The sequence below is a fragment of the Microbacterium sp. SA156 genome (assembly GCF_049065455.1).
In the GTDB taxonomy this organism is placed as follows: domain Bacteria; phylum Actinomycetota; class Actinomycetes; order Actinomycetales; family Microbacteriaceae; genus Microbacterium; species Microbacterium barkeri.
On record NZ_JBAKGU010000011.1, the window covers coordinates 22,420 to 47,890 of the forward strand.

A 25,471-nucleotide genomic window follows, 5' to 3' on the forward strand; every position below is an offset into this window, starting at 1 on the left:
TGCGGCCGGCGTCGTGAGACGCACGTCACCCGCGCGTCACAGCGCTCTGCCACACTCGGCGCAACCGGTCGTCACAGACCGGCACGCCCCATCCGCCGCGAGGCTATGCTGGGGCCAGAAACGCGCGCCCGAGTGCCGTCTGCTTCGCCTGTGTTACGGGATCCGCGGACCGAGAGCCGGGCGCACAAGCCCCACCACGAAAGGCGGTCCGGTGTCGGAACTGCGTTGGGATGAGATCGATCGGCGCGCTGTGGACACAGCACGCCTGCTGGCGGCAGACGCCGTGGAGAAGGTCGGCAACGGCCACCCGGGAACGGCGATGAGCCTCGCTCCCGCGGCGTACCTCCTGTACCAGCGGGTGCTGCGGCACGACCCTGCGGACACGCAGTGGCCCGGTCGCGACCGGTTCATCCTGTCCGCTGGCCACTCCTCGCTGACCCAGTACGTGCAGCTGTACCTCGGCGGCTTCGGGCTCGAGCTCGACGACCTCAAGGCACTGCGCACGTGGGGCTCGCTGACCCCCGGCCACCCCGAGTACGGCCACACGAAGGGCGTCGAGATCACGACCGGCCCGCTCGGTCAGGGCCTGGCCTCGTCGGTCGGCTTTGCGTACGCGGCGCGCTACGAGCGCGGCCTGTTCGACCCCGAGGCGCCGGCGGGCGAGAGCCCGTTCGACCACCACATCTACGTGATCGCGGGCGACGGCGACCTGCAGGAGGGCGTCACGAGCGAGGCCGGCTCGCTCGCGGGCCACCAGCAGCTCGGCAACCTCATCGCGATCTACGACTCGAACCAGATCTCGATCGAGGACGACACGAACGTCGCCTTCACCGAGGATGTCGCCGCGCGCTACGAGGCGTACGGCTGGCAGGTGCTCACGGTCGACTGGAAGAAGTCGGGCGAGTACGTCGAGGACGTGCAGGAGCTGTTCGCGGCGATCGAGGCGGCCAAGGCCGAGACCTCGAAGCCGTCGCTCATCATCCTGAAGACGATCATCGGCTACCCCTCGCCGGGCAAGCAGAACTCCGGCAAGATCCACGGCGCGAAGCTCGGCGCCGAGGAGCTCGCCGCGACGAAGAAGGTCCTCGGGTTCGACCCCGAGGAGCACTTCGCGGTCGCCGACGACGTGATCGCGCACACGCGCCAGCTCCTCGAGCGCGGCGCCGCCGCGCACGCCGAGTGGCAGAAGGCGTTCGACGCGTGGGCCGAGGCGAACCCCGAGCGCAAGGCGCTGTGGGACCGCCTGCAGGCGGGCGAGCTGCCCGAGGGCATCGAGAGCGCGCTTCCCGTGTTCGAGGCGGGCAAGGACGTGTCCACGCGCGCCGCGTCGGGCCAGGTCATCAACGCCCTCGCGGCCGAGCTGCCCGAGCTGTGGGGCGGCTCCGCCGACCTCGCCGAGTCGAACCTCACGACGATCAAGGACGCCGCGTCGTTCATCCCCGCCGAGTGGTCGACGCACGAGTGGTCGGGCAACCCCTACGGCCGCGTGCTGCACTTCGGCATCCGCGAGCACGCGATGGGCGCCATCCTCAACGGCATCGTCCTGCACGGCCCGACGCGCGCCTTCGGCGGCACGTTCCTCATCTTCAGCGACTACATGCGCCCCGCGGTCCGTCTCGCGGCGCTCATGAACGTGCCCAGCGTGTTCGTCTGGACGCACGACTCCGTCGCCCTCGGCGAGGACGGCCCGACGCACCAGCCCGTCGAGCAGCTCGCGACGCTCCGCTCGATCCCGAACCTCGCCGTCGTGCGTCCCGCGGACGCCAACGAGACGGGCGTCGTGTGGCTCGAGATCCTGCGTCGCCGTCAGGGCCCCGCGGGCATCGCGCTCACGCGTCAGAACATCCCCGTCTACGAGCGCGGCGACGGGGAGGCGCGCGGCGACGTGTTCGCCTCCGCGGCTCACGCCGTCAAGGGCGCCTACGTCCTGGCCGAGGCGCCGAACGGCACGCCCGATGTCATCCTCATCGCGACGGGCTCCGAGGTGCAGCTCGCCGTCGAGGCGCGCGAGCGCCTCGCGGCCGACGGCGTGAACGCGCGCGTCGTGTCCGCGCCGTCGCTCGAGTGGTTCGCCGAGCAGAGCGAGGAGTACCGCGAGAGCGTGCTGCCCTCGTCCGTCACCGCGCGCGTCTCGGTCGAGGCGGGCGTCGCGCTCACGTGGCGCGGCATCGTCGGCGACAAGGGCCGCTCGGTCTCCATCGAGCACTTCGGCGCCTCCGCCGACTACAAGACGCTGTTCGAGAAGTTCGGCATCACCGCGGACGCCGTCGTGGCGGCCGCACGCGAGACCCTCAAGGAGAACGCATGACCTCCCCCACCGCAGACCTGTCCGCCGCCGGCGTCAGCATCTGGCTCGACGACCTGTCGCGCTCGCGCATCACGTCGGGCAACCTGCACGAGCTCATCGAGACGCGCGACGTCGTCGGCATCACGACGAACCCGACGATCTTCCAGGGCGCGATCTCGGCGCACGTGGGCTACGAGGACTCGATCGCGGCGCAGGCCGCGGCGGGCGCCTCGGCCGACGACGCGATCTTCGCGCTCACGACGACCGACGTGAGCGACGCCTGCGACATCTTCCGTCCGATCTACGACCGCACGAACGGCGTGGACGGGCGCGTGTCGATCGAGGTCTCCCCCGACCTGGCCCACGACACCGAGGGCACGATCGCGCAGGCGAAGCAGCTCCACGCGGCCGTCGACCGCGAGAACGTCCTCATCAAGATCCCCGCGACGAAGGCGGGCCTGCCCGCCATCACCGAGGTGATCGGCGCGGGCATCTCCGTCAACGTCACGCTGATCTTCAGCCTCGAGCGCTACGCCGAGGTCATCGACGCCTACCTCGCCGGCCTCGAGAAGGCGAAGGAGGCCGGGCACGACCTGTCGGGCATCCACTCCGTCGCGTCGTTCTTCGTGTCGCGCGTGGACACCGAGGTCGACAAGCGCCTCGCGGCGATCGGCACGGACGAGGCGCTCGCGCTCAAGTCGAAGGCCGGCCTCGCCAACGCGCGCCTGGCGTACGAGCTGTTCGAGCAGAAGTTCGCGGAGGACCGCGCGAAGGGCCTGCTCGCCGCCGGCGCGAACCTGCAGCGTCCGCTGTGGGCCTCGACCGGCGTCAAGGACCCGGCGCTTCCCGACACCCTCTACGTGACCGAGCTCGTCGCCCCGGGCGTCGTCAACACGATGCCCGAGAAGACGCTCCAGGCCACGTTCGATCACGGCGTCGTCACGGGCGACACCGTGACGGGCGCGTACGAGGACGCGCGCGAGGTCTTCTCCGCGCTCGCGGGCGTGGGCGTCGACTTCGCCGACGTGACCCAGGTGCTCGAGGACGAGGGCGTCGAGAAGTTCATCGCGTCGTGGCACGACCTCCAGGAGACCGTGCGCACCGCACTGGAGTCCGCCAAGTGACATTCGCCATCCGCGTGTCCGGTGCGGCGAGGACCGCCGCAGAGGAGGCCGTTCCCGGCCTCGTCGCGGATCTCGTCGCATCGGGCATCACCGCCGAGGACCCCACCCTGTGGGGCTCCTCGGCGGAGGGCGAGGCGGCGCGCCGGCTCGGCTGGGTCCAGGCCGTCGCGAACTCGCGCCCGCTCGTGGCCGAGATCGTCGCCCTGCGCGACGACCTCCGCGCGCGCGGTGTGGACCGCATCGTCCTCTCGGGGATGGGCGGCTCGTCGCTCGCCCCCGAGGTGATCGCGCGCTCGGCCGGCGTCGAGCTCGGCATCCTCGACTCGACCTCCCCGGGCGACGTGCTGGCCGCTCTGGACGGCGGCCTCGAGCGCACGGCGCTCGTCGTCTCGTCGAAGTCCGGCTCGACCGTCGAGACCGACGCGCACCGCCGCGTCTTCGAGACCGCCTTCCGCGATCTCGGCATCGACCCCGCAGAGCGCATCGTCGTCGTGACCGACCCGGGCTCGCCGCTCGACACGGCTGCCCGAGAGGCCGGCTATCGCGTCTTCGCCGCCGACCCCGAGGTGGGCGGCCGCTACTCCGCCCTCACGGCGTTCGGCCTCGTGCCGAGCGGCCTCGCCGGCGCGGACATCGAGCGGCTGCTCGACGAAGCGGAAGCCGTGATGCTCGACGTCGCGATCGACTCGCCGTCGAACCCCGCTCTCGTGCTGGGAGCGGCGATCGCCGCGACCGAGCCGCGCCGCGACAAGCTCGGCCTCATCGCCGACGGCACGCGCCTCGAGGGACTCCCCGACTGGATCGAGCAGCTGCTCGCCGAGTCCACAGGCAAGGACGGCAAGGGCATCCTGCCGGTCGTCCTCCTCCCGGTCTCCCCCGAGGTCGAGCAGACGCCGTCCGACATGCAGCTCGTGCGCATCGTCGACGACGTCGACGATGCGCCGCACCACAACCCCGGCGAGGTGCTCGTGAGCGGAGCGCTCGGCGAGCAGTTCCTCGTGTGGGAGTACGCGATCGCGGTCGCGTCGCGTCTCATCGGGGTGAACCCGTTCGATCAGCCCGACGTCGAGTCGGCGAAGGAGGCCGCGCGCGGACTTCTCGCGCAGCGTCCCGAGCCCGCCGCCCCCGCCTTCACGGAGGACGGCGTCGAGGTGCGCGTGAGCGACCCCGCACTCGCCGAGTCGGGGACGATCGCGGGCGTCCTGGACGCGCTGTGGGCGCGTCTGCCGGAGGACGGGTACGTCTCGATCCAGGCCTACGTCGCGCGCACCGAGGTGCCGCAGCTCGACGGCCTGCGCGAGATGGTCGCCGCCGACTCGGGTCGCCCCGCGACCTTCGGGTGGGGGCCGCGGTTCCTCCACTCGACCGGGCAGTATCACAAGGGCGGCCCCGCGCAGGGCGTCTTCGTGCAGATCACGGAGCGCACGCCGGTCGACCTCGAGATCCCCGGTCTCCCCTTCACGTTCGGGCAGCTCATCGAGGCGCAGGCCGACGGCGACGCGAAGGTCCTGGCCGCGCTCGGCCGGCCCGTCGTGACGCTCACTCTCACCGATCCCCAGACCGAGGTTCTCTCGCTGTTCGAAGCAGCGCAGTAAGGGCAAGAGGAGTCCCCCCTTTCATGACCGTTGACATCTCGCGCGGCGTCAATCCGCTGCGCGATCCCGATGACCGCCGCCTCAACCGCATCGCGGGGCCCAGTGCCCTCGTGATCTTCGGTGTCACCGGCGATCTCTCGCGCAAGAAGCTCATGCCCGCGGTGTACGACCTGGCCAACCGCGGCCTGCTGCCCCCCGGCTTCGCACTGGTCGGGTTCGCCCGCCGTGACTGGGAGGACGAGGACTTCGCCCAGGTGGTGCAGGAGGCCGTCAAGCAGCACGCGCGCACCGAGTACCGCGAGGAGACCTGGCAGCAGCTCGCGCAGGGCATCCGCTTCGTGCAGGGCGAGTTCGACGACCCCGCGGCATTCCGCCGTCTGCGCGAGACCGTCGACACCCTCGACGTCGAGCGCGGGACGATGGGCAACCACGCGTTCTACCTGTCGATCCCGCCGAAGTCGTTCCCCGTCGTCGCGCAGCAGCTGCTCGAGTCGGGGCTCGTGGACGACAAGCCCGACGACAACCGCTGGCGCCGCGTGGTGATCGAGAAGCCGTTCGGCCACGACCTCGAGTCCGCGCGCGAGCTCAACGACGCCCTCGAGGCCGCGTTCCCCGCCGACTCGATCTTCCGCATCGACCACTACCTCGGCAAGGAGACGGTCCAGAACATCCTGGCGCTGCGCTTCGCGAACGAGCTGTACGAGCCGATCTGGAACCGCAACTACGTCGACCACGTGCAGATCACGATGGCCGAGGACATCGGCGTGAGCGGTCGTGCGGGCTACTACGACGGCGTCGGCGCGGCGCGCGACGTCATCCAGAACCACCTGCTGCAGCTGCTCGCCCTCACCGCCATGGAGGAGCCGATCAGCCTCTCCGCTGAGCACCTGCGCGCGGAGAAGGAGAAGGTGCTCGCGGCCGTCACGCTGCCGGCCGACCTCTCCACGGCGACCGCGCGCGGGCAGTACGCGGGCGGATGGCAGGGCGGGAAGAAGGTGACCGGCTTCCTCGAGGAGGACGGGATGAGCCCGGAGTCGCGCACGGAGACGTACGCGGCCATCAAGCTCGACATCAACACCCGCCGCTGGGCCGGAGTGCCGTTCTACGTCCGCACGGGCAAGCGCCTCGGGCGTCGTGTGACCGAGATCGCGGTCGTGTTCAAGCGCGCCCCCGAGCACCTGTTCTCGCGCGGCCAGACGAGCGAGCTCGGCCAGAACGCGCTCGTCATCCGCGTGCAGCCGGACGAGGGCGTGACGCTGCGCTTCGGCTCGAAGGTCCCGGGCGCCGGCACGAACGTCCGCGACGTCACGATGGACTTCGGGTACGGCCACGCGTTCACCGAGGCCAGCCCCGAGGCGTATGAGCGGCTCATCCTCGACGTGCTGCTCGGCGACCCGCCCCTGTTCCCCCGCCACGAGGAGGTCGAGCTGTCCTGGCGCATCCTCGACCCCGTGGAGGAGTACTGGGCTTCGCTCGACGAGCCGCTCGAGCAGTACGACTCCGGGTCGTGGGGGCCGGCATCCGCCGACGCGCTCCTCGCCCGCGACGGCCGCGTTTGGAGGCGCCCGTGATCATCGACCTTCCCGACACCAGCGTCAGCGAGGTCGCCAAGCGCCTCGTCTCCGTGCGCGAGGAGGGCGGCGCGGTCGCTCTCGGCCGCGTGCTCACGCTCATCATCAAGTCGAAGCGGACGCTGGACGAGGCCGTCATCGACGCCGCGAACGACGCGTCGCGCGAGCACCCGATGCGCGTCATCGTGCTCGTGACCGACCCGCGCGGCGAGGCGAGGCTCGACGCCGAGATCCGCGTGGGCGGCGACGCCGGCGCGAGCGAGGTCATCGTGCTGCGCGCATTCGGCCCCGCGGCGAGCAACGAGGAGACCCTCATCACCGGCCTGCTGCTGCCCGACGCGCCCGTCGTCGTGTGGTGGCCCGACGAGCCGCCCGCACGCCCCGGCAAGGACGCGCTCGGCCGCATCGCCCAGCGGCGCATCACCGACACGTCCACCGCTCCGTACGCGCCGGACCGCCTGCGCCAGCTCGACCTCGTCTACACGCCCGGCGACACCGACCTCGCGTGGACCCGCCTCACGCGCTGGCGCGAGCAGCTCGCTGCGGTGCTCGACCAGCCGCCGTTCGAGCCCGTCACGGCCGTCGAGGTGCGCGGCGCCTCGACGTCTCCGTCGACCGCCCTCCTCGCCGCCTGGCTCGGGATGGCGCTCGACGTGCCCGTCGAGTGGTGCTACGAGGCGCCCGAGCGCTGGAACCACGGCATCCACTCCGTCGTGCTGCGCCGCGCGGGAGGCGACATCGTGCTCGAGCGCACGAGCGCGACGCACGCGCGCCTCACCCAGCCGGGCCAGCCCGACCACGTGCTCCTCCTCCCCCGCCGCTCGCTGCGCGAGTGCATCGCCGAGGAGCTGCGTCGCCTCGACCCCGACCTGCTGTACGGCCGCGTCCTCACGGACGGCTGGGAGCGCCTGGGGCCGCCCACGGAGGAGTTCTGATGGCCGACGCCGACACGCGGGTCGTCGTCCAGCCCGACAAGCCCGCGCTCGCGGAGCACGTCGCGAACCGCTTCGTGGGACTGCTCGCGCAGCTCACCCAGCTCTCGCGCCCCGTGCACGTGTCGCTCACGGGCGGCTCGATGGGCATCGCGGTCCTCGAGGCGACGGCCGCGCACCCCTGGCGGGACAACATCGACTGGTCGCTCGTCCACCTGTGGTGGAGCGACGAGCGGTTCGTGCCGCGCGGCGATGCCGAGCGCAACGCGGGTCAGGCCCGCGCGGCGCTCATCGACCGCATCGCCATCCCGGCCGAGAACGTCCACGAGCCGGCCGCAGCCGACGACGGGGTCACCCTCGACGAGGCGGCGACGGCCTACGCGGACGAGCTCGCGCGCTTCGCGTCGTCCGAGGAGCGCCGCTTCCCCGCGTTCGACGTGTGCTTCCTCGGCGTCGGCCCCGACGGCCACGTCGCCTCGCTCTTCCCCGATCGCGGTGAGGTCGCGGTGACCGACGCCGTGGTGCTGCCGGTGCGCGACTCCCCCAAGCCGCCGCCCGAGCGCGTCACGTTCACCCGCCCCGTCATCAACGGCTCCGCGCGGGTGTGGATGGTGCTGGCCGGCGCCGACAAGGCGTCGGCTCTCGGGCTCGTGATGGCGGGCGCGAGCTACGCGTCCGTGCCGGCGGCGGGCGCGTACGGCACCGAGCAGACGATCGTGTTCACCGATGCGGCCGCGGCCGCCGAGGTGCCCGACGACCTCATCGACCCCGACTAGACATCGCGAGCGCAGCGAGCCGCGTCCGGTCGTTGAGCGAGCGAAGCGAGGCGAAACGCATCGCGAGCGCAGCGAGCCGCCTCCGGTCGTTGAGCGAGCGAAGCGAGGCGAAACGCTCCGCGAGCGCAGCGAGCCGCCTCCGGTCGTTGAGCGAGCGAAGCGAGGCGAAACGCATCGCGAGCGCAACGAGAAGGCCCCCGATCCTCAGGATCGGGGGCCTTCTCGCAGATGGTCTACTGGCCGCGCTTCTCGCGGAGCTTCTGCAGCGCGTCGCCGAGGAGCTCTTCGGCCTCCTCGTCCGTGCGGCGCTCCTTCACGTACGCGAGGTGCGTCTTGTAGGGCTCGTTGCGCGAGGCCTCCGGCGGGTTCTCGCGGTCGCGCCCCGCAGGCAGTCCGGAGTGCGGATGGTCGATGACGTCGGGGATCTCCTCCTCGGCCACGCCCGCCGCGTAGTACCGCACGGTCTCGTTGCCGAGCGCATCCCAGTACGACACCGCCACGCGATCGGCGTGGTGGCCGTGGTCCTGCTCGCCCATAGGGCCCGATCCGACGCGCGTCCCGCGGATCGCGTTGCCGCCGACGGCCATCAGATCACCTGGAACTTGGTGATGAGGCCCAGGCCGACGATGGAGAGGAACCACACCAGCGCGAGGATGACGGTCAGGTAGTTCAGGTTGCGCTCGGCGAGGCCCGACGAGCCCACGGCCTGCGACATCCCGCCGCCGAACATGTCGGAGAGCCCGCCGCCGCGGCCCTTGTGCAGGAGGATGAGCAGCGTCAGCAGGAGGCTGGTGACGCCCAGGATGACCTGGAGGATGAACTCGAGAACTTCCACGGAGAGCCTTTCGTGAGTGCGCGCGTGCGCCGCGCACAGGAGTTCAGTATACGGCGAGGGGCATGCGGCCCAAGCGCACGCGCCCGGGCCGCATGCGCTCACACGCCGACGTGCTTCTCGAAGCGGATGATCGAGGCGAACTCGTCGACCTTGATGCTGGCTCCGCCGACGAGCGCGCCGTCGACGTCGGGCTCGCGCATGAAGCTCGCGATGTTGGCCGCCTTGACCGAGCCGCCGTAGAGCACGCGCGTGCGCGCCGCGGTGTCGGCGCCGAGCCTGTCGGCGAGCACCTCGCGGAGCTTCGCGCACACCTCCTGCGCCTGCTGCGGCGTCGCGGCCTGGCCCGATCCGATCGCCCAGACCGGCTCGTAGGCGACGACGATCTCCGCGTCGGCGGGCACGCCCGCGATCGCCTTCTCGAGCTGCGCGACCGGCACGGCGCTCGCGCCGTGCTTCTCGAGATCCTCGCTCGTCTCGCCCACGCAGATCACCGGGACGAGCTCGTGGCGCAGCGCGGCCTGGACCTTCGCGGCGACGACCTCGTCGGTCTCCGCGTGGTACTCGCGGCGCTCCGAGTGCCCGATGATGACCTGCGACACGGCGAGCTTCTTGAGGAACGCGCCCGAGATCTCGCCCGTGTAGGCGCCCTCGTCGTGCGTCGACAGGTCCTGCGCGCCCAGCGTGAACGCGATCTTGTCTGCGTCGAGGAGCGTCTGCACGCTGCGCAGATCGGTGAACGGCGGGAAGACCGCCACCTCGACGCTGCCGTCCTCGTGCTTGGCGTCCTTGAGAGCCCAGTGCAGCTTCTGCACGAGCGCGACCGCCTGCAGGTGGTCGAGGTTCATCTTCCAGTTCCCCGCGATCAGCGGGGTCCTCTTCGTCACGCCCATCCGAGCACCTCCAGTCCGGGAAGCTTCTTGCCCTCGAGGAACTCGAGGCTGGCGCCGCCGCCGGTCGAGATGTGACCGAACGCGGAGTCGTCGAACCCGAGCTGGCGCACGGCGGCCGCGGAGTCTCCGCCGCCGACGACGCTGAGTCCGTCGACCTCGGTGAGCGCCTGCGCCACGGCCTTCGTGCCCGCCGCGAACGGTTCGAGTTCGAACACGCCCATCGGGCCGTTCCAGAACACGGTCTTCGAGCCGCGGATGGCCTCGGCGAACGCCGCCGAGGTCTCCGGTCCGATGTCGAGCCCGAGGCCCGAGGCGCCGAAGGGCGACTCCTCGATCGCGTCGGCCGCGGTCACGACGTGCTCCGCGTCGGCGCCGAACTTCGAGGCCACGACCACATCGGTCGGGAGGATCAGCTGCACGCCCTTCTCCTCCGCCGTGCGGATGTACCCCTGGGCGGTCTCGATCTGGTCGGCCTCGAGGAGGCTCGACGCGACCTTGTGGCCCTGCGCGGCGAGGAACGTGAAGAGCATGCCGCCGCCGATGAGGATGCGGTCGACACGCGGGAGCAGGTGGTCGATGACGCCGAGCTTGTCGGACACCTTCGATCCGCCGAGCACGACCGTGTACGGGCGCACGGGGCTCTCGGTCAGGGTGTCCAGCACCTCGAGCTCCTTGGCGATGAGCAGGCCGGCGGCGCTCGGGAGCTTCTGGGCGAGGTCGTAGACGCTCGCCTGCTTGCGGTGCACGACGCCGAACCCGTCGGACACCATCACGTCGGCGAGCTCGGCGAGCTGATCGGCGAAGGCGCCGCGCTCTGCGTCGTCCTTCGCGGTCTCGCCCGCGTTGAAGCGCAGGTTCTCGAGCACGGCGAGCTGGCCGTCCTCGAGTGCGCCGGCGGTCTCGCGCGCGGAGTCGCCGACCGTGTCCGTCGCGAAGGCGACAGGGCGGTCGAGCAGCTCGGCGAGACGGTCCGCGACCGGCTTGAGGCTGTACTGGGGGTCGGGCTCGCCCTTGGGGCGCCCGAGGTGCGAGACCGCCACGACGCGAGCGCCCGCGTCGAGCAGGGCGGTCAGCGTGGGCAGCGACGCGCGGAGGCGGCCGTCATCGGTGATGACGCCGTCCGCGAGCGGGACGTTGAAGTCGCATCGGATGATGACGCGCTTGCCGGCGAGATCGCCGAGGGTATCGAGTGTTCGCAGTGACATCGTTTCTCAATCTACAGGCGGGAAGCCCGCCGGCACGGGTGCACACCACATGCCGACGGGCTTCCCGGGAGCTGTCCGTCTGTCAGAACTTCGAGGCGACCAGCTCGGTGAGGTCGACGAGGCGGTTCGAGTAGCCCCACTCGTTGTCGTACCACGACGAGAGCTTGACCTGCGTGCCGAGCACGCGGAGCAGGCCGGCGTCGAAGATCGACGAGTGCGGGTCGTGCGTGATGTCGCTCGACACGATCTCGTCCTCGGTGTACTTGAGGATGCCCTTGAGCGGGCCCTCCGCGGCCTCCTTGTAGGCGGCCTTGATCTCGTCGAGCGTGAGCTCGCGCTCGGTCTCGACCGTGAGGTCGGTGATCGAGCCGGTGGGGACCGGCACGCGGAGCGCGAAGCCGTCGAGCTTGCCCTTGAGCTCGGGCAGCACGAGGCCGATGGCCTTGGCCGCGCCGGTCGAGGTCGGCACGATGTTGAGCGCGGCGGCGCGGGCGCGGCGGAGGTCCGAGTGCGGACCGTCCTGGAGGTTCTGGTCCGCCGTGTACGCGTGGACCGTGGTCATGAGGCCGCGGACGATGCCGAACTTGTCGTTGAACACCTTCGCGAGGGGAGCGAGGCAGTTCGTGGTGCACGACGCGTTCGAGATGATGTGGTGGTTCTCGTGGTCGTACTGGTCCTCGTTCACGCCGAGGACGAACGTCGCGTCCTCGCCCTTCGCGGGAGCCGAGATGATGACCTTCTTCGCGCCGCCCTCGATGTGCTTGCGCGCGTCGTCGGCGTTCGTGAAGCGACCGGTCGACTCGATGACGATGTCGACGCCGAGCTCGCCCCAGGGCAGGGCCGCCGGGTCGCGCTCCGCGAGGGCGGCGATCTTGCGGCCGCCGACCGTGATCGACGTCTCGTCGTAGGTGACCTCCTGGTCGAGCACGCCCAGGATCGAGTCGTACTTGAGCAGGTGCGCGAGGGTCTTGTTGTCGGTGAGGTCGTTGACGGCGACGATCTCGAGGTCAGCCCCCTGCGCGAGAGCCGCGCGGAGGTAGTTGCGGCCGATACGACCGAAGCCGTTGATTCCGATCCGAACAGACACTGGGTCTTCTCCTGAATATCGTTGGTGCGCCCGCACAGGCGCTGTGGAGGGGAAGGCCGTCCGGGCGGGCTCGCACCCCGCGTCGGACGGCCGTGTCACTCAGGACGCTACCAGGAGACCGGCGGTCTTCTCGCGTGCGGCGGCGAGACGCTGCTGCACGTTGTCCCAGTTGACGATGTTCCAGAACGCCTTGACGTAGTCCGCCTTCACGTTCTGGTAGTCGAGGTAGAAGGCGTGCTCCCACATGTCCAGCAGCAGGACGGGGACCGTGCCCGCCGCGAACTGCGACTGCTGGTCGAAGAACTGCTGGATGATCAGCTGCTGGCCGATCGAGTCCCAGAAGACGCCCGCCCAGCCGGACCCCTGGATGCCGAGGGCGGCCGCGTTGAACTGGCCCTGGAAGCCCTCGAACCCGCCGAAGTACTCGTCGATCGCCGCGGCGATCTCGCCCTCGGGGCGCTCCTGGCCCTCGGGCGTGAGGTTCGTCCAGAAGATCGAGTGGTTGGTGTGCCCGCCCAGGTTGAACGCGAGGTCCTTCTCGAGCTTGTTGACGTTCGCGAACTCACCCTTCGCACGGGCCTCCGCGAGCTGCTCGAGCGCGGTGTTGGCGCCGGCGACGTACGTCGCGTGGTGCTTGGAGTGGTGCAGCTCCATGATGCGGCCGCTGATGTGCGGCTCGAGGGCTGCGTAGTCGTAGGTGAGCTCCGGGAGCGTGTACTTCGCCATGCGTCGATTCTTCCCATCTCTCGGCGCCGCCGAGCGGCGCTGTCCGGTGCCTCCCCGCTGCGCGGACGGAGGGTTCCCTCACATCCTAATGACGCGGGGAGGACCGGGGATGGGCCTTGACGCCGGATTACTCCGCGCCGACGGGCACCGCGGCCTGCGTGCCCGGGATGCCCTCCTGCTCGGCGCGCTTGTCGGCCATCGCGAGCAGACGGCGGATGCGGCCGGCGACGGCGTCCTTCGTGAGCGGCGGGTCGGCGTGGTGGCCGAGCTCGTCGAGGCTCGCGTCGCGGTGCGCGAGTCGGAGCGTGCCGGCCTCGCGGAGGTGATCGGGAACGTCCTCACCGAGGATCTCGAGGGCGCGCTCGACGCGCGCGCACGCGGCGACGGCGGCCTGCGCCGAGCGGCGGAGGTTGGCGTCGTCGAAGTTCACGAGCCGGTTGACGCCAGCGCGCACCTCGCGGCGCTGCCGCATCTGGTCCCACTCGGCCGCGACCTTGACGGCGCCGATCGCCTGCAGCATGCCGCGGATGCCCTCGGCTTCGCGGATGACGACGCGCGGGACGCCGCGCACCTCGCGCGCCTTCGCGGAGATGCCGATGCGCCCGGCCGCTCCGACGATGGCCATGCCGGCCTCGCCGGTCGGGCAGGCGACCTCCAGCGACGCCGAGCGCCCCGGCTCGGACAGGCTGCCGGCGCCGAGGAAGGCGCCGCGCCAGATGGCGGCCAGGTCGTCGCGCGTGCCGGTGGTCAGCCGGTTGGGGAGACCGCGCACGGGGCGGCGGCGCTGGTCGAGCAGGCCGGTCTGCCGCGCGAGCGTCTCACCTCCGTCGACGACGCGCACCGCGAAGTGCTCGCCGTCGCGCGACCCCGAGCCCTGGATGTGCGCGATCTCGGGGCGGACGCCGTAGATCTCGGCGATGTCGCGCGCGACGCGGCGAGCGAGGTGGGGCGAGTCGACCTCGGCCTCGACCGCGACGCGGCCGGCGATGGAGTGGAGGCCGCCCGAGAATCGCAGCAGCGCCGTCGTCTCAGCGATCCGAACCGAAGGACGCGGGTCCCTGACGGTGATCAGCTCTGCCTTGACATCGGCGGTCAGTGACACGGATTTCCCCACTCTCGAAGACGGTGATTCGGCCATTTTGGCGCAAGGGTCAAGCTTAGCCGCCATACCCCCGCGGCGACCGGGTGCGAACTCCCAGCCGACGGGGTTATGGCGCCGTCGGCGCCGTCTACTCGCGCCCGAGATCGCGGTGCCGCACGCGGACCGCTACACCCGGGACGTCCTTCAGCCGCTCCGCCAGCGCCAGCGCCATCGCGACGGAGCGGTGCTTGCCGCCCGTGCACCCGACGGCGACCGTGGAGTGGCTCTTGTTCTCGCGCTGGTAGCCCTCGAGCACGGGTGTCAGGGCCTCAGCGTACGCGTCGAGGAACGCGCGCGCACCCTCCTGATCGAGCACGTAGTCGCTGACCGCGGGGTCCTGCCCGGTGAGCGCGCGGAGGTCGTCGTTCCAGAACGGGTTGGGGAGGAAGCGCATGTCGGCGACGAGGTCCGCGTCGGGCGGCAGACCGTACTTGAACCCGAAGCTCATGACGGTGACGCGGTGCCGCGGCGCCCCCTCCTCGCGGAGGAGGTCGGTCACGTGCGTGGCGAGCTGGTGGATGTTGTAGCTCGAGGTGTCGATGATGATGTCGGCGCTGCCGCGCACGGGAGCGAGGATCTCGCGCTCTCGGCGGATGCCGTCGAGCAGCGTCCCGTCGCCCTGCAGCGGATGGGGCCGGCGCACGGCCTCGAAGCGGCGCACGAGCACGTCGTCCGACGCGTCGAGGAAGAGCATCCGGAGGTTGTTGCGCTCACGCAGCGCCTGGGTGGCCGCCGGCAGCTCGGCGAAGAGGTCGCGGCCGCGCACGTCGACGACCGCCGCGATCCGCGGCAGCTGGTCGCCGAGGCGCCCGGAGAGGTCGAGCAGCGGGCGCAGCATCTGCGGGGGCAGGTTGTCGACGACGTACCAGTCGAGGTCCTCGAGGGCGTTCGCGACCGTCGAGCGGCCCGCGCCGCTCATCCCGGTCACGATCAGGACCTCGCCCGCTGTCTCCGTCATCGACGCCAGCCTAGCGATCATCCGCTCCTGCCGCGTCGACGGCGGCCTCGCGCGCATCCTCGCGGTGCAGGTGCTCGTAGATCGTCGTCGCGAGCTTCGGGCCGATCCCCGGGAGCTCCTCGATCTGCTCGATCGTCCCCTCGCGGAGGGCGGCCACCGAGCCGAAGTGCCGGAGCAGGGAGCGGATGCGCGCGTCGCCGAGCCCCGGCACCTCGCTCAGCACCGTGCGGATGTCGCGACGCCGCCGCTTGCGCTGGTGCGTGATCGCGAACCGGTGCGCCTCGTCGCGCAGACGCTGGACGAGATAGAGCGCCTCCGACGTGCGCGGGAGGATCACGGGGTAGTCCTCCCCCGGCAGCCAGAGCTCCTCGAGGCGCTTCGCGATCCCGCACAGCGCGATCTCCTCGTGGCCCGAGTCCGCGAGCGCGCGGGCGGCGGCCGCGACCTGCGGCTGCCCGCCGTCGACGATGAGGAGCTGCGGCGGGTACGCGAATCGCCGCCGCTTCGCGGGGGCCGTGACGACGCCGTCCTCGCCGCTCGTCGCGAGCTCCGCGGCGTCGGGCTCGACCTCCTCGGGGCGGTCGAGGTACGCGAGCCGGCGCATGAGCACCTGGTGCATCGAGTCGGTGTCGTCGGTGGTCTCGGCGATCGAGAACGACCGGTACTGGTCCTTGCGCGGCAGCCCGTCCTCGAACACGACCATCGACGCCACGACGTTCGTGCCCTGCAGGTGCGAGATGTCGTAGCACTCGATGCGCAGCGGCGCCTCGTCCATCCCGAGCGCCTCCTGCAGATCGCTGAGCGCCTGCGAGCGGGCGGCGTAGTCGCTCGTGCGCCGCGTCTTGTGCCGCATGAGCGCCTGCGTGGCGTTGAGGGTCGCATTGCGCAGCAGCTCGGCGCGCTGGCCGCGCTGCGCCACGAGCACCTCCACGCGGCGGCCGCGCTTGCCGGAGAGCCACTCCTCGATCTCCGCCGCATCGGGCGGGAGGACGGGCACGAGCACGCGACGCGGGATGTCGGCGGGCGCCGCATCGCCGTACACGCGCTGGAGGATCTGGTCGACGAGGTCGGGGCCCGAGATGTCGAGCTCCTTGTCGATCGTCGTCGAGTGGACGCCGCGCACGCGGCCGCCGCGGATCACGAAGTGGTGGACGGCCGCGGAGAGCTCGTCCTCCGCGACGCCGAACAGGTCCGCCTCGGTGTCCTCGGGCAGCACGAGCGCGCTCTTGTTGAGGACGGCGTCGATCGAGGCGAGCTTGTCGCGGTACACCGCCGCCTGCTCGTAGTCCATCGCGGCCGCCGCCGCCTTCATCCGCGCGGTCAGCTCGCGCGTGAAGCGCTCGTCGCCGCCGTTCATGAACGCGATGAAGTCGTCGACGATCGCGCGGTGCTCCTCGATCGTCACGCGCTGCGAGCAGGGGCCGCCGCACTTGCCGATCTGCCCGGGGAAGCACGGCCGCCCCGTCTGCATCGCGCGCTTGTAGGACGCGTCGCTGCACGTGCGGATCGGGAACACCTTGATCATCAGGTCGATCGTGTCGCGCACGGCCCAGATCTTCGGGTACGGCCCGAAGTACTTCGCGCCGGGGATGCGCCGGTTGCGCGTCACCATCACGCGCGGCGCCTCGTCGCCCAGCGTGATCGCGAGGAACGGGTACGACTTGTCGTCCTTGTAGCGGACGTTGTACGGCGGGTCGAACTCCTTGATCCACTGGTACTCGAGCTGCAGCGAGTCGACGTCGGTCGGCACGACGGTCCACTCCACAGACGACGCGGTCGTGACCATCCGCCGCGTGCGCTCGTGGAGCGTGTGCAGCGGCGCGAAGTAGTTCGACAGCCGCTGCCGGAGGTTCTTCGCCTTCCCGACGTAGAGCACCCGCCCGTGCGCGTCGCGGAAGCGGTACACGCCGGGGTTCACGGGGATCTCCCCCGGCTTCGGCTTGTACGGGAGCTGGTCGGCCATGTCAGCCGGCCTTGCGCTGCCGTTCGGCCATCCCGAGCACCTCGGCGAGGAACGCGCCCGTGTGGCTGCCGTCGGTCTTCGCGACCTGCTCGGGCGTGCCCGTCGCGACGATCGTTCCGCCGCCCGAGCCGCCCTCGGGGCCGAGGTCGACGATCCAGTCGGCCGACTTGATGACGTCGAGGTTGTGCTCGATCACGATGACGCTGTTGCCCTTGTCGACGAGCCCGTTCAGCACCTCGAGGAGCTTGCGGACGTCCTCGAAGTGCAGACCCGTCGTCGGCTCGTCGAGCACGTAGATCGAGCGCCCGTTGCTGCGCTTCTGCAGCTCGGTTGCGAGCTTGACGCGCTGCGCCTCGCCGCCGGAGAGGGTCGTCGCCGCCTGCCCGAGCCGGACGTAGCCCAGCCCCACGTCGACGAGCGTCTTCATGTACCGGTGGATGGCCTGGATCGGCTCGAAGAACTCCTCGGCCTCGGCGATCGACATCTCGAGGACCTCGGCGATGTTCTTGCCCTTGTAGTGCACCTGCAGGGTGTCGCGGTTGTAGCGCTTGCCGTGGCACACCTCGCAGTCGACGTAGACGTCGGGGAGGAAGTTCATCTCGATCTTGAGCGTGCCGTCGCCCGAGCACGCCTCGCACCGCCCGCCCTTGACGTTGAAGCTGAAGCGGCCGGCCTTGTAGCCGCGCACCTTGGCCTCCGGCGTCTCCGCGAACAGGTTGCGGATGCGATCGAAGACGCCTGTGTAGGTCGCGGGGTTCGACCGCGGCGTGCGCCCGATCGGCGCCTGGTCGACGTGCACGACCTTGTCGAGGTGCTCGAGGCCCGTGACGCGCGTGTGCTTGCCGGGCACGGTGCGGGCGCCGTTGAGGCGCTGGGCGAGCACCTCGTAGAGGATGTCGTTCACGAGGGTCGACTTGCCCGACCCGCTCACGCCGGTGACCGCCGTGAGCACGCCCAGCGGGAACTCGGCGGTCACATTCTTGAGGTTATTCGCACGGGCTCCGACGACCGAGAGCATGCGCTTGCGGTCGATCCGGCGGCGCTTGCGCGGGATCTCGATCATCCGCCGGCCGGCGAGGTAGTCGCCCGTGAGCGACCGCTCGTCCTCGACGAGCGCCTCGAACGGACCGGAGTGGATGACCTCTCCCCCGCCGATGCCCGCGCGCGGGCCGATGTCGACGACCCAGTCGGACGCCTCGATCGTCTCCTCGTCGTGCTCGACGACGACGAGCGTGTTGCCGAGGTCGCGCAGCGTGACGAGCGTCTCGATGAGTCGCCGGTTGTCGCGCTGGTGGAGGCCGATCGACGGCTCGTCGAGCACGTAGAGCACGCCCGTCAGGCCCGTCCCGATCTGCGTCGCGAGCCGGATGCGCTGCGCCTCCCCGCCCGAGAGCGACCCGGCGGCGCGGCTCAGCGTGAGGTAGTTGAGGCCGACCTGGATGAGGAACTCGAGGCGGACGCGGATCTCGCGCAGGATCTGCGCGGCGATCTGCTTCTCGCGGTCGGTCAGCGTGACCTGGTTCATCATCGCGAGCGTGTCCTCGAGGCTGAGGTCAGCCGTCTCGGCGATCGACCGGCCGCCCACCTTGACCGCGAGCACCTCGGGCTTGAGGCGCGCGCCGTCGCACACGGGGCAGGGGACCTCGCGCAGATACTCCGCCCACCGCGCGCGCGTGGTGTCGGTCTCGGCCTGCGCGTACTGGCGCTCGATGTAGGGCACGACGCCCTCGAAGCCGCTCGCGTACCGGACCTCGCGGCCCCAGCGGTTCTTGAACCGCACGTTGACCTTGTAGTCCTGCCCGTGCAGGACCGCGTCCTTCACGATCTGCGGGAGCGCCCGCCACGGGGTGTCGAGCGAGAAGCTCATCTCGTCGGCGAGGCCCTCGAGGAGACGCTCGTAGTACTGGAAGAGGCCCTTGCCCTGCGTCGTCCACGGCACGATGACGCCCTCGCGGATCGAGAGCTCCTCATCGCCGAGCATGAGCTCGACGTCGACGGACATCCGGGTGCCGAGACCCGAGCACGCGGGGCAGGCGCCGAACGGGGCGTTGAACGAGAACGTGCGCGGCTCGATCTCGGTGAGCTGCAGCGCGTGCCCGTTGGGGCAGGCGAGCTTCTCGGAGAACGACTGCCACGCGTCGTCGCCCTCCTCGTCGACGAAGTTGACCTGGAGGACGCCGCCCGCGAGGCCGAGCGCGGTCTCGACGGAGTCGGTCACGCGGCCGAGGATGTCGGCGCGAGCGACGAGACGGTCGACGACGACCGCGATGTCGTGCTTGTACGACTTCTTGAGCACGGGCGGCTCAGCCAGCTGCACGAGCTCGCCGTCGACGACCGCGCGCGAGTAGCCCTTGGCCGCGAGCTCCTTGAAGAGGTCGACGAACTCGCCCTTCTTCTGCGTGACGACGGGCGCGACGATCTGGTAGCGCGTGCCCTCCTCGAGGGTCATCAGCTGGTCGGCGATCTGCTGCACGGTCTGGCGCTGGATCCGCTCGCCGCACTGCGGGCAGTGCGGCACGCCGATGCGCGCCCACAGGAGGCGCAGGTAGTCGTAGATCTCGGTGATCGTGCCGACGGTCGAGCGCGGGTTCCGGTTCGTCGACTTCTGGTCGATCGACACCGCGGGGCTCAGGCCCTCGATGAGGTCGACGTCGGGGCGGTCGACCTGGCCGAGGAACTGGCGCGCGTACGCGCTCAGCGACTCGACGTAGCGCCGCTGCCCCTCCGCGAAGATCGTGTCGAACGCGAGGCTCGACTTCCCCGAGCCCGACAGGCCGGTGAACACGACGAGCGCGTCGCGCGGGATGTCGAGGTCGACGTTCTTGAGATTGTGCACGCGGGCACCGCGGACACTGATCTTTCCGGGCGAGGCGACGGGGATGATGGGCACGATCCAATCCTACGGACCCCCACGGACATCTGGACGTTTGTTCGACGTGTTCGCTCAGCGGATTCGAAGATCCGCGCGTGGCGAGCGGTGCCGCGCATCCCCTGTCCTCCGCGCCCGGGGAGGCGCACACTGGAGGGAGAGGAGATGATCATCATGGAGAGCGGAACGCACCACCACCCGCATCTCCGGGAGCGCATCCGCGACGCGGGCGGCATCTACGAGTGGGCCAACGACGTGCTCATCCGCATCGCCGGACCCGCGCAGCTCGGCGACGGACCCGGCGCGCCGTGCACGCACTGCGGTCGAACGCGCGTCGAGCACGTCGAGCGCGACGGCGTGCTCTACTGCCCGGAGGACTGAGTGCAGCCGCGTCCGCGCCGGGCCCCGCCCGACGCGGACCGCGCGCTCACGCGTGCCCGGCCTTCTCCATCTGCCTGAGCTCCTTCTTGAGGTCCTGGACCTCGTCGCGCAGCCGCGCGGCGAGCTCGAACTTGAGCTCCTCGGCGGCGACGAGCATCTGCTGCGTGAGGTCGGCGATCGCCTCCTCGAGCTGCATGGCCCCCTCCGCGGCGATGCCCTCGCGCTTGCGCACGGGCGTGGGCGCGCGCCCCTTGCCGGTCTTGGTGCGCGCGGAGTCCCGCTTCGAGAGCAGGCTCGCGGTGTCGGCCTCCTCGCGCGCGAGGGAGTCGGTGATGTCGGCGATCCTCTTGCGCAGGGGCTGCGGGTCGATCCCGTGCTCGCGGTTGTAGGCGATCTGGATCTCGCGCCGCCGCTCGGTCTCGTCGATCGCCTTGCGCATCGAGTCGGTGATGCTGTCGGCGTACATGTGCACCTCGCCGGACACGTTGCGCGCGGCGCGCCCGATCGTCTGGATGAGCGAGGTGCCCGAGCGCAGGAAGCCCTCCTTGTCGGCGTCGAGGATGGCGACCAGCGAGACCTCGGGGAGGTCGAGCCCCTCGCGCAGCAGGTTGATGCCGACGAGCACGTCGTACACGCCCTGACGCAGCTCGGTGAGCAGCTCGACGCGCCGCAGCGTGTCGACGTCGGAGTGGAGGTACCGGACGCGGACGCCGTGCTCGCCGAGGAAGTCGGTGAGCTCCTCCGCCATCTTCTTCGTGAGCGTCGTGACGAGCACGCGCTCGTCGCGGTCGACGCGCTGGCGGATCTGCTCGAGGAGGTCGTCGATCTGCCCCTTGGACGGCTTGACGACGATCCGCGGGTCGACGAGGCCCGTCGGGCGGATGATCTGCTCCACGACCGTGTCGGCCACGCCCATCTCGTACTTGCCGGGGGTCGCCGACAGGTAGACCGTCTGCCCGATGCGCTCCTTGAACTCGTCCCACCGCAGCGGCCGGTTGTCCATCGCGCTCGGCAGGCGGAAGCCGTGCTCGACGAGCGTGCGCTTGCGGGATGCGTCTCCCTCGTACATCGCGCCGATCTGCGGCACCGTGACGTGCGACTCGTCGATGACGAGGAGGAAGTCGTCGGGGAAGAAGTCGAGCAGGGTGTGCGGCGGCTCGCCCGGCGCGCGCTGGTCGAGATGGCGCGAGTAGTTCTCGATCCCGGAGCAGAAGCCGAGCTGCTGCAGCATCTCGAGGTCGAAGGTCGTGCGCATCTTCAGCCGCTGCGCCTCGAGCAGCTTGCCCTGCTTCTCGAACTCCTGCAGGCGCTCGGCGAGCTCCTCCTCGATGGTCTTGATCGCCCGCTGCACGGTGTCGGTGCCGGCCGCGTAGTGCGTCGCGGGGAAGATCGCGACCGCGTCCATGCGCTCGATGACATCGCCCGTGAGCGGGTGCAGCTTGTAGAGCGCCTCGATCTCGTCGCCGAACAGCTCGATCCGGATGGCGAACTCCTCGTACACGGGGATGATCTCGATCGTGTCGCCGCGGACGCGGAAGTTGCCGCGCGAGAAGTCGACGTCGTTGCGGTTGTACTGCATCGCCACGAACTGGCGGATGATCGCGTCGCGGTCGTAGCGCTCCCCCACCTGGAGCGCGACGAGCGCGCGGAGGTACTCCTCGGGCGAGCCGAGGCCGTAGATGCAGGACACCGTGCTCACGACGACGGCATCGCGGCGGCTCAGCAGCGTGTTCGTCGTGGAGTGCCGCAGCCGCTCGACCTCCGCGTTGATCGACGAGTCCTTCTCGATGAAGGTGTCGGTCTGCGGGACGTACGCCTCTGGCTGGTAGTAGTCGTAGTACGACACGAAGTACTCGACCGCGTTGTTCGGCAGGAGATCGCGGAACTCGTTCGCGAGCTGCGCCGCGAGGGTCTTGTTGTGCGCGAGGACGAGCGTGGGGCGCTGCACCTGCTCGATGAGCCACGCGGTCGTCGCGGACTTGCCCGTTCCGGTCGCGCCGAGCAGGACCACGTCGGTCTCACCCGCGTTGATGCGCGCGGCGAGCTCGGCGATCGCCTTGGGCTGGTCGCCGCTGGGCTGGTACTCGCTCACCACCTCGAAGGGCCGGACGCTGCGTGTGGTCTGCATGCCTCCAGCCTAGGAGGGGCGTCCGACATCGGCGCCGGAGAGCCGGAAGCGCACGCGCGCGCCGGGCGGGATCTGCCCCGCCAGGTCGAGGTCGGCGGCCACCACCGAGGCGATCACGGGATAGCCGCCGGTGAGCGGGTGGTCGGGCAGGAAGACGACCGGATGGCCGTGCGGCGGCACCTGGACGGCCCCCGTCTCCGTCCCCTCGCTCGGGAGCTCGCCCGGCACGGCGCGCGCGAGCGGCCGCGCCCCCTCGAGGCGGATCCCGACCCGATCCGAGCGGGACGTCGCCGCCCACTCGTCGCCGAGGAGCGCGTCGAGGGCGTCCGCCGCGAACCAGTCGTCGCGCGGCCCGAGCACGACCCGCAGCTCGACGGTCTCGCCAGGGGCGGGAAGAGCACACGGCGCGGGTGACCACGGTGCCACGGCCTTGCGGACCCCGGAGAGCCCGCGCAGCGGGACGACATCGCCCGCTCGGAGAGCGCGTCCGCCGAGCTCGCGCGGCCCGATGCCGGCGAGGGTGTCGGTCGCGAGGCTGCCGAGCACGGGAGTGAGAGCGAGACCGCCTCGGAACGCCACGAGGGCGCGCACACCGCGCGTCGCGAAGCCCGTCACGAGCTCGTCGCCCTCGCGGAAGGCGGTCGGCGCGCCGCGCGGCACCGGCTCGCTCCCGCCGTCGTCGTGCACGAGCGCGGCGTCGACCTCCGCGCCCGCGAGCGCGAGGACGCCCGCGCCGCGGAGGCGCAGCCGCACTCCGCCGCCGAGCAGCTCGAGGCCGGCCTCGCCGTGCCCGTTGCCGACCGCGGCGTTGGCCGCGCGAAGGGCCCCGCGGTCGGCAGCGCCCGACGCGGAGACGCCGAGGTGCGCGCGACCCGGTCGGCCGAGATCCTGAACGAGGAGCTGCAGCCCCGGCTCGATGACCTCGACGGCAGCGGCGATGCCGCGATCGCCCGGCATGTCGACCGCGCGCGCTCCGAGCGGAGCCGGACGTCCCCTGCGTCGGTCGGCCGCGGTCGCGGGATGCGCGCGCGAGGCCTCGACGAAGCGCACGGTCGTTCCCGGGAGCAGGAGCGCGGGCGGATCCCGGTCGAGGTCCCAGAGCGCGGCGTCGGTGCGCCCGATCAGCTGCCAGCCGCCCGGGCTCTCCCGCGGGTAGACGCCCGAGTACCGGCCGGCGAGCGCGACCGCTCCCGCAGGGACGCGCGCGCGAGCCGACGCCCTCCGCGGCACGTCGAACACGGGGTCGTCGCCCACGAGGTAGCCGAAGCCCGGCGCGAACCCCGTGAACGCGACGCGCCAGGTGGCCGTCTGGTGGCGGGCAGCGACCTCGGCGGGCGAGAGGCCGAGGTGCTCCGCGACCTCGTCGAGGTCCTCGCCGTCGTAGTGCACGGGGATCTCGACGCGGCGGTCGGCGGCGGCCGTGCGCGCCGCGAGCGCGATCCGCTCGAGCGCGATCCGCACCTCGGGCAGGCGCCGCGGCTCGCAGCGCACGAGCACGGTGCGCTCGGCCGGGACGAGCTCGACGACCCCGACGGGCGGCGCCGCCTCGAGCGCCGCGTGGAGCCGGACCGCGCTCTCGAGGTCGTCCACCTCGACGAGGAGGGCACGGTCGGATGCCGTGAGGATGCGCCTCATGGGCGGCCGGCGAAGGGGGCGATCGCGATGCCCTCGCGCTCGAGCAGGGCGCGCACCGCCGTCGCCATGGCGACGGCCCCCTGGCTGTCGCCGTGCACGCAGACCGAGGCGGGGCGGACGCGGATGACGGTCCCATCGACGGCCTCGATCTCGCCGTCCCGCGCGAGGCGCAGGACCCGCTGGGCGACGACATCGGGGTCGTGCAGGAGCGCTCCCGCCTCGCCGCGTGGTGCGAGCGCGCCCGAGGGCAGGTAGCCGCGGTCGGCGAACGCCTCGGTGGCGGTGGCGAGCCCCGCGCGTGCTGCCGCCGCGAGGAGGGCGCTGGCGGGCAGGCCCAGGACGACGAGCCGCGGATCGACCGCGCGGACGGCCGCGGCGACGGCGGCAGCGCGCACCGGATCGGACGCGGCGGCGTTGTACAGCGCGCCGTGCGGCTTGACATAGCGGATGGCCGCGCCGTCGGCGAGAGCCTGCAGGTCGTGCAGCTGGCGCTCGATGCTCTCCTGCAGCGCGGCCGCGCCGATCTCGACGGGGCGACGTCCGAATCCCGCTCGGTCCTCGTAGCCAGGATGCGCGCCGACGACGACGCCGCGCCGGGCCGCCGCGCGGAGCGTCGCGCGGATCCCGTCGGGTGTTCCCGCGTGCGCGCCGCACGAGACGTTCGCGCTCGTGACCACCGCGAGCATCGCGTCGTCGTCGCTCACGACGCGATCCGGCGCGTTCTCGCCGAGGTCGGCGTTGAGGTCGATCACGGGCCGCCCGTGAGAGATCGCCAGAGCGCGTCGGCCTGGGCGAGCGTCTCGTCGAGCGAGCCCGACGTGTCGATGACGACATCCGCGAGGGCGAGCCGCTCGTCGTCGCCGGCCTGGCTGGCGATCCGGGCGGCGGCGTCTGCCTCGCTCATGCCCCGCTCGGTCACCAGGCGACGACGGCGCACGTCCGCCGGAGCATGCGCGACGACGATCCGATCCCACTCCCCCGCCCCGCGCGCCTCGGCGAGCAGGGGTACGTCGTAGACGACCACGGTGTCCGGATCGGCATCGAGCGCGGCGCGGAAGCGGCGCTGCGACTCGACCTTGACGGCCGGGTGGACGATCGCGTTGAGGCGCGCGAGCCGCTCCCGGTCGCCGAACACGATCGCGCCGAGCGCCGCACGGTCGAGTGCGCCGTCCTCCGTCAGCACGTCGTCGCCGAACTCCGCGGCGATCGCCGCGAGCACGGGCTGGCCGGGCGCCTGCACCTCTCGGACGAGCGCGTCGGCGTCCACGATGACCGCGCCGTGCTCCGCGAGCCGGCGCGCGATGGTCGACTTGCCTGACGCGATCCCGCCCGTCAGTGCTACCAGTGGCATGCCGCCAGTCTAGGAGC

21 protein-coding genes are annotated in these 25,471 nt (G+C 71.3%); 7 read left to right on the forward strand and 14 right to left on the reverse strand.

The features are described from left to right. The first annotated feature begins 211 nt into the window (after positions 1-211). From tkt to pgl, 6 genes are read left to right on the forward strand one after another with little or no spacing between them, the layout of a single operon-like run. Positions 212-2,308 carry a transketolase gene (gene tkt / locus ACOWU6_RS11430; RefSeq protein WP_282979824.1) on the forward strand — a complete coding sequence of 699 codons (2,097 nt, stop codon included), beginning with the start codon at positions 212-214 and terminating at the stop codon, positions 2,306-2,308. Continuing rightward, positions 2,305-3,411, forward strand: a complete 1,107-nt coding sequence (gene tal / locus ACOWU6_RS11435; RefSeq protein ID WP_271174047.1) for a transaldolase — start codon at positions 2,305-2,307, stop codon at positions 3,409-3,411. Before tkt ends, tal begins: the two co-directional genes overlap by 4 nt. After that, complete coding sequence (locus ACOWU6_RS11440) at positions 3,408-5,006, forward strand: glucose-6-phosphate isomerase (RefSeq protein ID WP_421075751.1); 1,599 nt, start codon at positions 3,408-3,410, stop codon at positions 5,004-5,006. Before tal ends, ACOWU6_RS11440 begins: the two co-directional genes overlap by 4 nt. Before the next feature lie 23 nt (positions 5,007-5,029). Beyond that, positions 5,030-6,577: a glucose-6-phosphate dehydrogenase gene (zwf, locus tag ACOWU6_RS11445; protein WP_271174045.1), complete on the forward strand. Its 1,548-nt coding sequence runs from the start codon at positions 5,030-5,032 to the stop codon at positions 6,575-6,577. Beyond that, the gene (locus tag ACOWU6_RS11450) at positions 6,574-7,512 is read left to right on the forward strand and encodes a glucose-6-phosphate dehydrogenase assembly protein OpcA (protein ID WP_421075752.1); all 939 of its coding nucleotides are present in this window, start codon (positions 6,574-6,576) and stop codon (positions 7,510-7,512) included. The genes zwf and ACOWU6_RS11450 overlap by 4 nt, the downstream gene beginning before the upstream one ends. Continuing rightward, the gene (gene pgl, locus ACOWU6_RS11455; RefSeq protein WP_324011608.1) at positions 7,512-8,285 is read left to right on the forward strand and encodes a 6-phosphogluconolactonase; all 774 of its coding nucleotides are present in this window, start codon (positions 7,512-7,514) and stop codon (positions 8,283-8,285) included. Before ACOWU6_RS11450 ends, pgl begins: the two co-directional genes overlap by 1 nt. Before the next feature lie 233 nt (positions 8,286-8,518). Here pgl and ACOWU6_RS11460 read toward each other — a convergent pair whose 3' ends face one another. The 10 genes from ACOWU6_RS11460 to uvrA form a co-directional block, all read right to left on the reverse strand. After that, positions 8,519-8,872, reverse strand: coding sequence for an RNA polymerase-binding protein RbpA (locus ACOWU6_RS11460; RefSeq protein ID WP_271174041.1), 354 nt, complete (start codon positions 8,870-8,872; stop codon positions 8,519-8,521). After that, the gene (secG, locus tag ACOWU6_RS11465; RefSeq protein ID WP_271174040.1) at positions 8,872-9,120 is read right to left on the reverse strand and encodes a preprotein translocase subunit SecG; all 249 of its coding nucleotides are present in this window, start codon (positions 9,118-9,120) and stop codon (positions 8,872-8,874) included. The genes ACOWU6_RS11460 and secG overlap by 1 nt, the downstream gene beginning before the upstream one ends. Before the next feature lie 98 nt (positions 9,121-9,218). Beyond that, entirely contained in the window at positions 9,219-10,010 is a 792-nt protein-coding gene (tpiA, locus tag ACOWU6_RS11470) for a triose-phosphate isomerase (RefSeq protein ID WP_271174039.1), read from the reverse strand. Continuing rightward, complete coding sequence (locus ACOWU6_RS11475; protein ID WP_271174038.1) at positions 10,001-11,215, reverse strand: phosphoglycerate kinase; 1,215 nt, start codon at positions 11,213-11,215, stop codon at positions 10,001-10,003. Before ACOWU6_RS11475 ends, tpiA begins: the two co-directional genes overlap by 10 nt. An 82-nt stretch (positions 11,216-11,297) precedes the next feature. Next, a complete protein-coding gene (gene gap / locus ACOWU6_RS11480) occupies positions 11,298-12,302 on the reverse strand; it encodes a type I glyceraldehyde-3-phosphate dehydrogenase (protein WP_271174037.1) in 1,005 nt (334 codons plus the stop codon). A 99-nt stretch (positions 12,303-12,401) separates the two neighbouring features. Then, positions 12,402-13,028, reverse strand: coding sequence for a superoxide dismutase (locus tag ACOWU6_RS11485; protein WP_271174036.1), 627 nt, complete (start codon positions 13,026-13,028; stop codon positions 12,402-12,404). A 127-nt stretch (positions 13,029-13,155) separates the two neighbouring features. Further along, on the reverse strand, positions 13,156-14,130 hold the full coding sequence (gene whiA, locus ACOWU6_RS11490) for a DNA-binding protein WhiA (protein ID WP_271174035.1): 975 nt from the start codon (positions 14,128-14,130) through the stop codon (positions 13,156-13,158). A 127-nt stretch (positions 14,131-14,257) separates the two neighbouring features. Next, positions 14,258-15,127 carry an RNase adapter RapZ gene (gene rapZ / locus ACOWU6_RS11495; protein ID WP_271174034.1) on the reverse strand — a complete coding sequence of 290 codons (870 nt, stop codon included), beginning with the start codon at positions 15,125-15,127 and terminating at the stop codon, positions 14,258-14,260. 10 nt (positions 15,128-15,137) lie between these two features. Next, positions 15,138-17,090, reverse strand: coding sequence for an excinuclease ABC subunit UvrC (uvrC, locus tag ACOWU6_RS11500; protein ID WP_282979821.1), 1,953 nt, complete (start codon positions 17,088-17,090; stop codon positions 15,138-15,140). A gap of 1 nt (position 17,091) precedes the next feature. After that, the gene (gene uvrA / locus ACOWU6_RS11505) at positions 17,092-19,980 is read right to left on the reverse strand and encodes an excinuclease ABC subunit UvrA (protein ID WP_282979820.1); all 2,889 of its coding nucleotides are present in this window, start codon (positions 19,978-19,980) and stop codon (positions 17,092-17,094) included. 144 nt (positions 19,981-20,124) lie between these two features. Here uvrA and ACOWU6_RS11510 point away from each other — a divergent pair, with 144 nt between their 5' ends. Next, entirely contained in the window at positions 20,125-20,340 is a 216-nt protein-coding gene (locus tag ACOWU6_RS11510; RefSeq protein WP_421075753.1) for a hypothetical protein, read from the forward strand. 46 nt (positions 20,341-20,386) lie between these two features. Here ACOWU6_RS11510 and uvrB read toward each other — a convergent pair whose 3' ends face one another. The 4 genes from uvrB to coaE are packed head-to-tail and all read right to left on the reverse strand — an operon-like array spanning position 20,387 to position 25,454. Continuing rightward, the gene (gene uvrB / locus ACOWU6_RS11515) at positions 20,387-22,468 is read right to left on the reverse strand and encodes an excinuclease ABC subunit UvrB (protein ID WP_271174030.1); all 2,082 of its coding nucleotides are present in this window, start codon (positions 22,466-22,468) and stop codon (positions 20,387-20,389) included. Positions 22,469-22,477: 9 nt separating this feature from the next. Further along, the gene (locus tag ACOWU6_RS11520; RefSeq protein WP_421075754.1) at positions 22,478-24,103 is read right to left on the reverse strand and encodes a carboxyltransferase domain-containing protein; all 1,626 of its coding nucleotides are present in this window, start codon (positions 24,101-24,103) and stop codon (positions 22,478-22,480) included. Continuing rightward, complete coding sequence (gene pxpA, locus ACOWU6_RS11525) at positions 24,100-24,855, reverse strand: 5-oxoprolinase subunit PxpA (protein ID WP_421075755.1); 756 nt, start codon at positions 24,853-24,855, stop codon at positions 24,100-24,102. Before pxpA ends, ACOWU6_RS11520 begins: the two co-directional genes overlap by 4 nt. After that, positions 24,852-25,454, reverse strand: a complete 603-nt coding sequence (gene coaE / locus ACOWU6_RS11530; protein WP_282979816.1) for a dephospho-CoA kinase — start codon at positions 25,452-25,454, stop codon at positions 24,852-24,854. The genes pxpA and coaE overlap by 4 nt, the downstream gene beginning before the upstream one ends. Between the last annotated feature and the right edge of the window lie 17 nt (positions 25,455-25,471).

Coding starts and splice junctions, on each gene's coding strand:
- zwf (WP_271174045.1), top strand. CDS start 5,030: ATGACCGTTGACATCTCGCGCGGCGTCAATCCGCTGCGCGATCCCGAT.
- ACOWU6_RS11510 (WP_421075753.1), top strand. CDS start 20,125: ATGATCATCATGGAGAGCGGAACGCACCACCACCCGCATCTCCGGGAG.
- ACOWU6_RS11475 (WP_271174038.1), bottom strand. CDS start 11,215: ATGTCACTGCGAACACTCGATACCCTCGGCGATCTCGCCGGCAAGCGC.
- tal (WP_271174047.1), top strand. CDS start 2,305: ATGACCTCCCCCACCGCAGACCTGTCCGCCGCCGGCGTCAGCATCTGG.
- pgl (WP_324011608.1), top strand. CDS start 7,512: ATGGCCGACGCCGACACGCGGGTCGTCGTCCAGCCCGACAAGCCCGCG.
- rapZ (WP_271174034.1), bottom strand. CDS start 15,127: ATGACGGAGACAGCGGGCGAGGTCCTGATCGTGACCGGGATGAGCGGC.
- uvrC (WP_282979821.1), bottom strand. CDS start 17,090: ATGGCCGACCAGCTCCCGTACAAGCCGAAGCCGGGGGAGATCCCCGTG.
- ACOWU6_RS11485 (WP_271174036.1), bottom strand. CDS start 13,028: ATGGCGAAGTACACGCTCCCGGAGCTCACCTACGACTACGCAGCCCTC.
- coaE (WP_282979816.1), bottom strand. CDS start 25,454: ATGCCACTGGTAGCACTGACGGGCGGGATCGCGTCAGGCAAGTCGACC.
- tpiA (WP_271174039.1), bottom strand. CDS start 10,010: ATGGGCGTGACGAAGAGGACCCCGCTGATCGCGGGGAACTGGAAGATG.
- ACOWU6_RS11520 (WP_421075754.1), bottom strand. CDS start 24,103: ATGAGGCGCATCCTCACGGCATCCGACCGTGCCCTCCTCGTCGAGGTG.
- uvrB (WP_271174030.1), bottom strand. CDS start 22,468: ATGCAGACCACACGCAGCGTCCGGCCCTTCGAGGTGGTGAGCGAGTAC.
- ACOWU6_RS11460 (WP_271174041.1), bottom strand. CDS start 8,872: ATGGCCGTCGGCGGCAACGCGATCCGCGGGACGCGCGTCGGATCGGGC.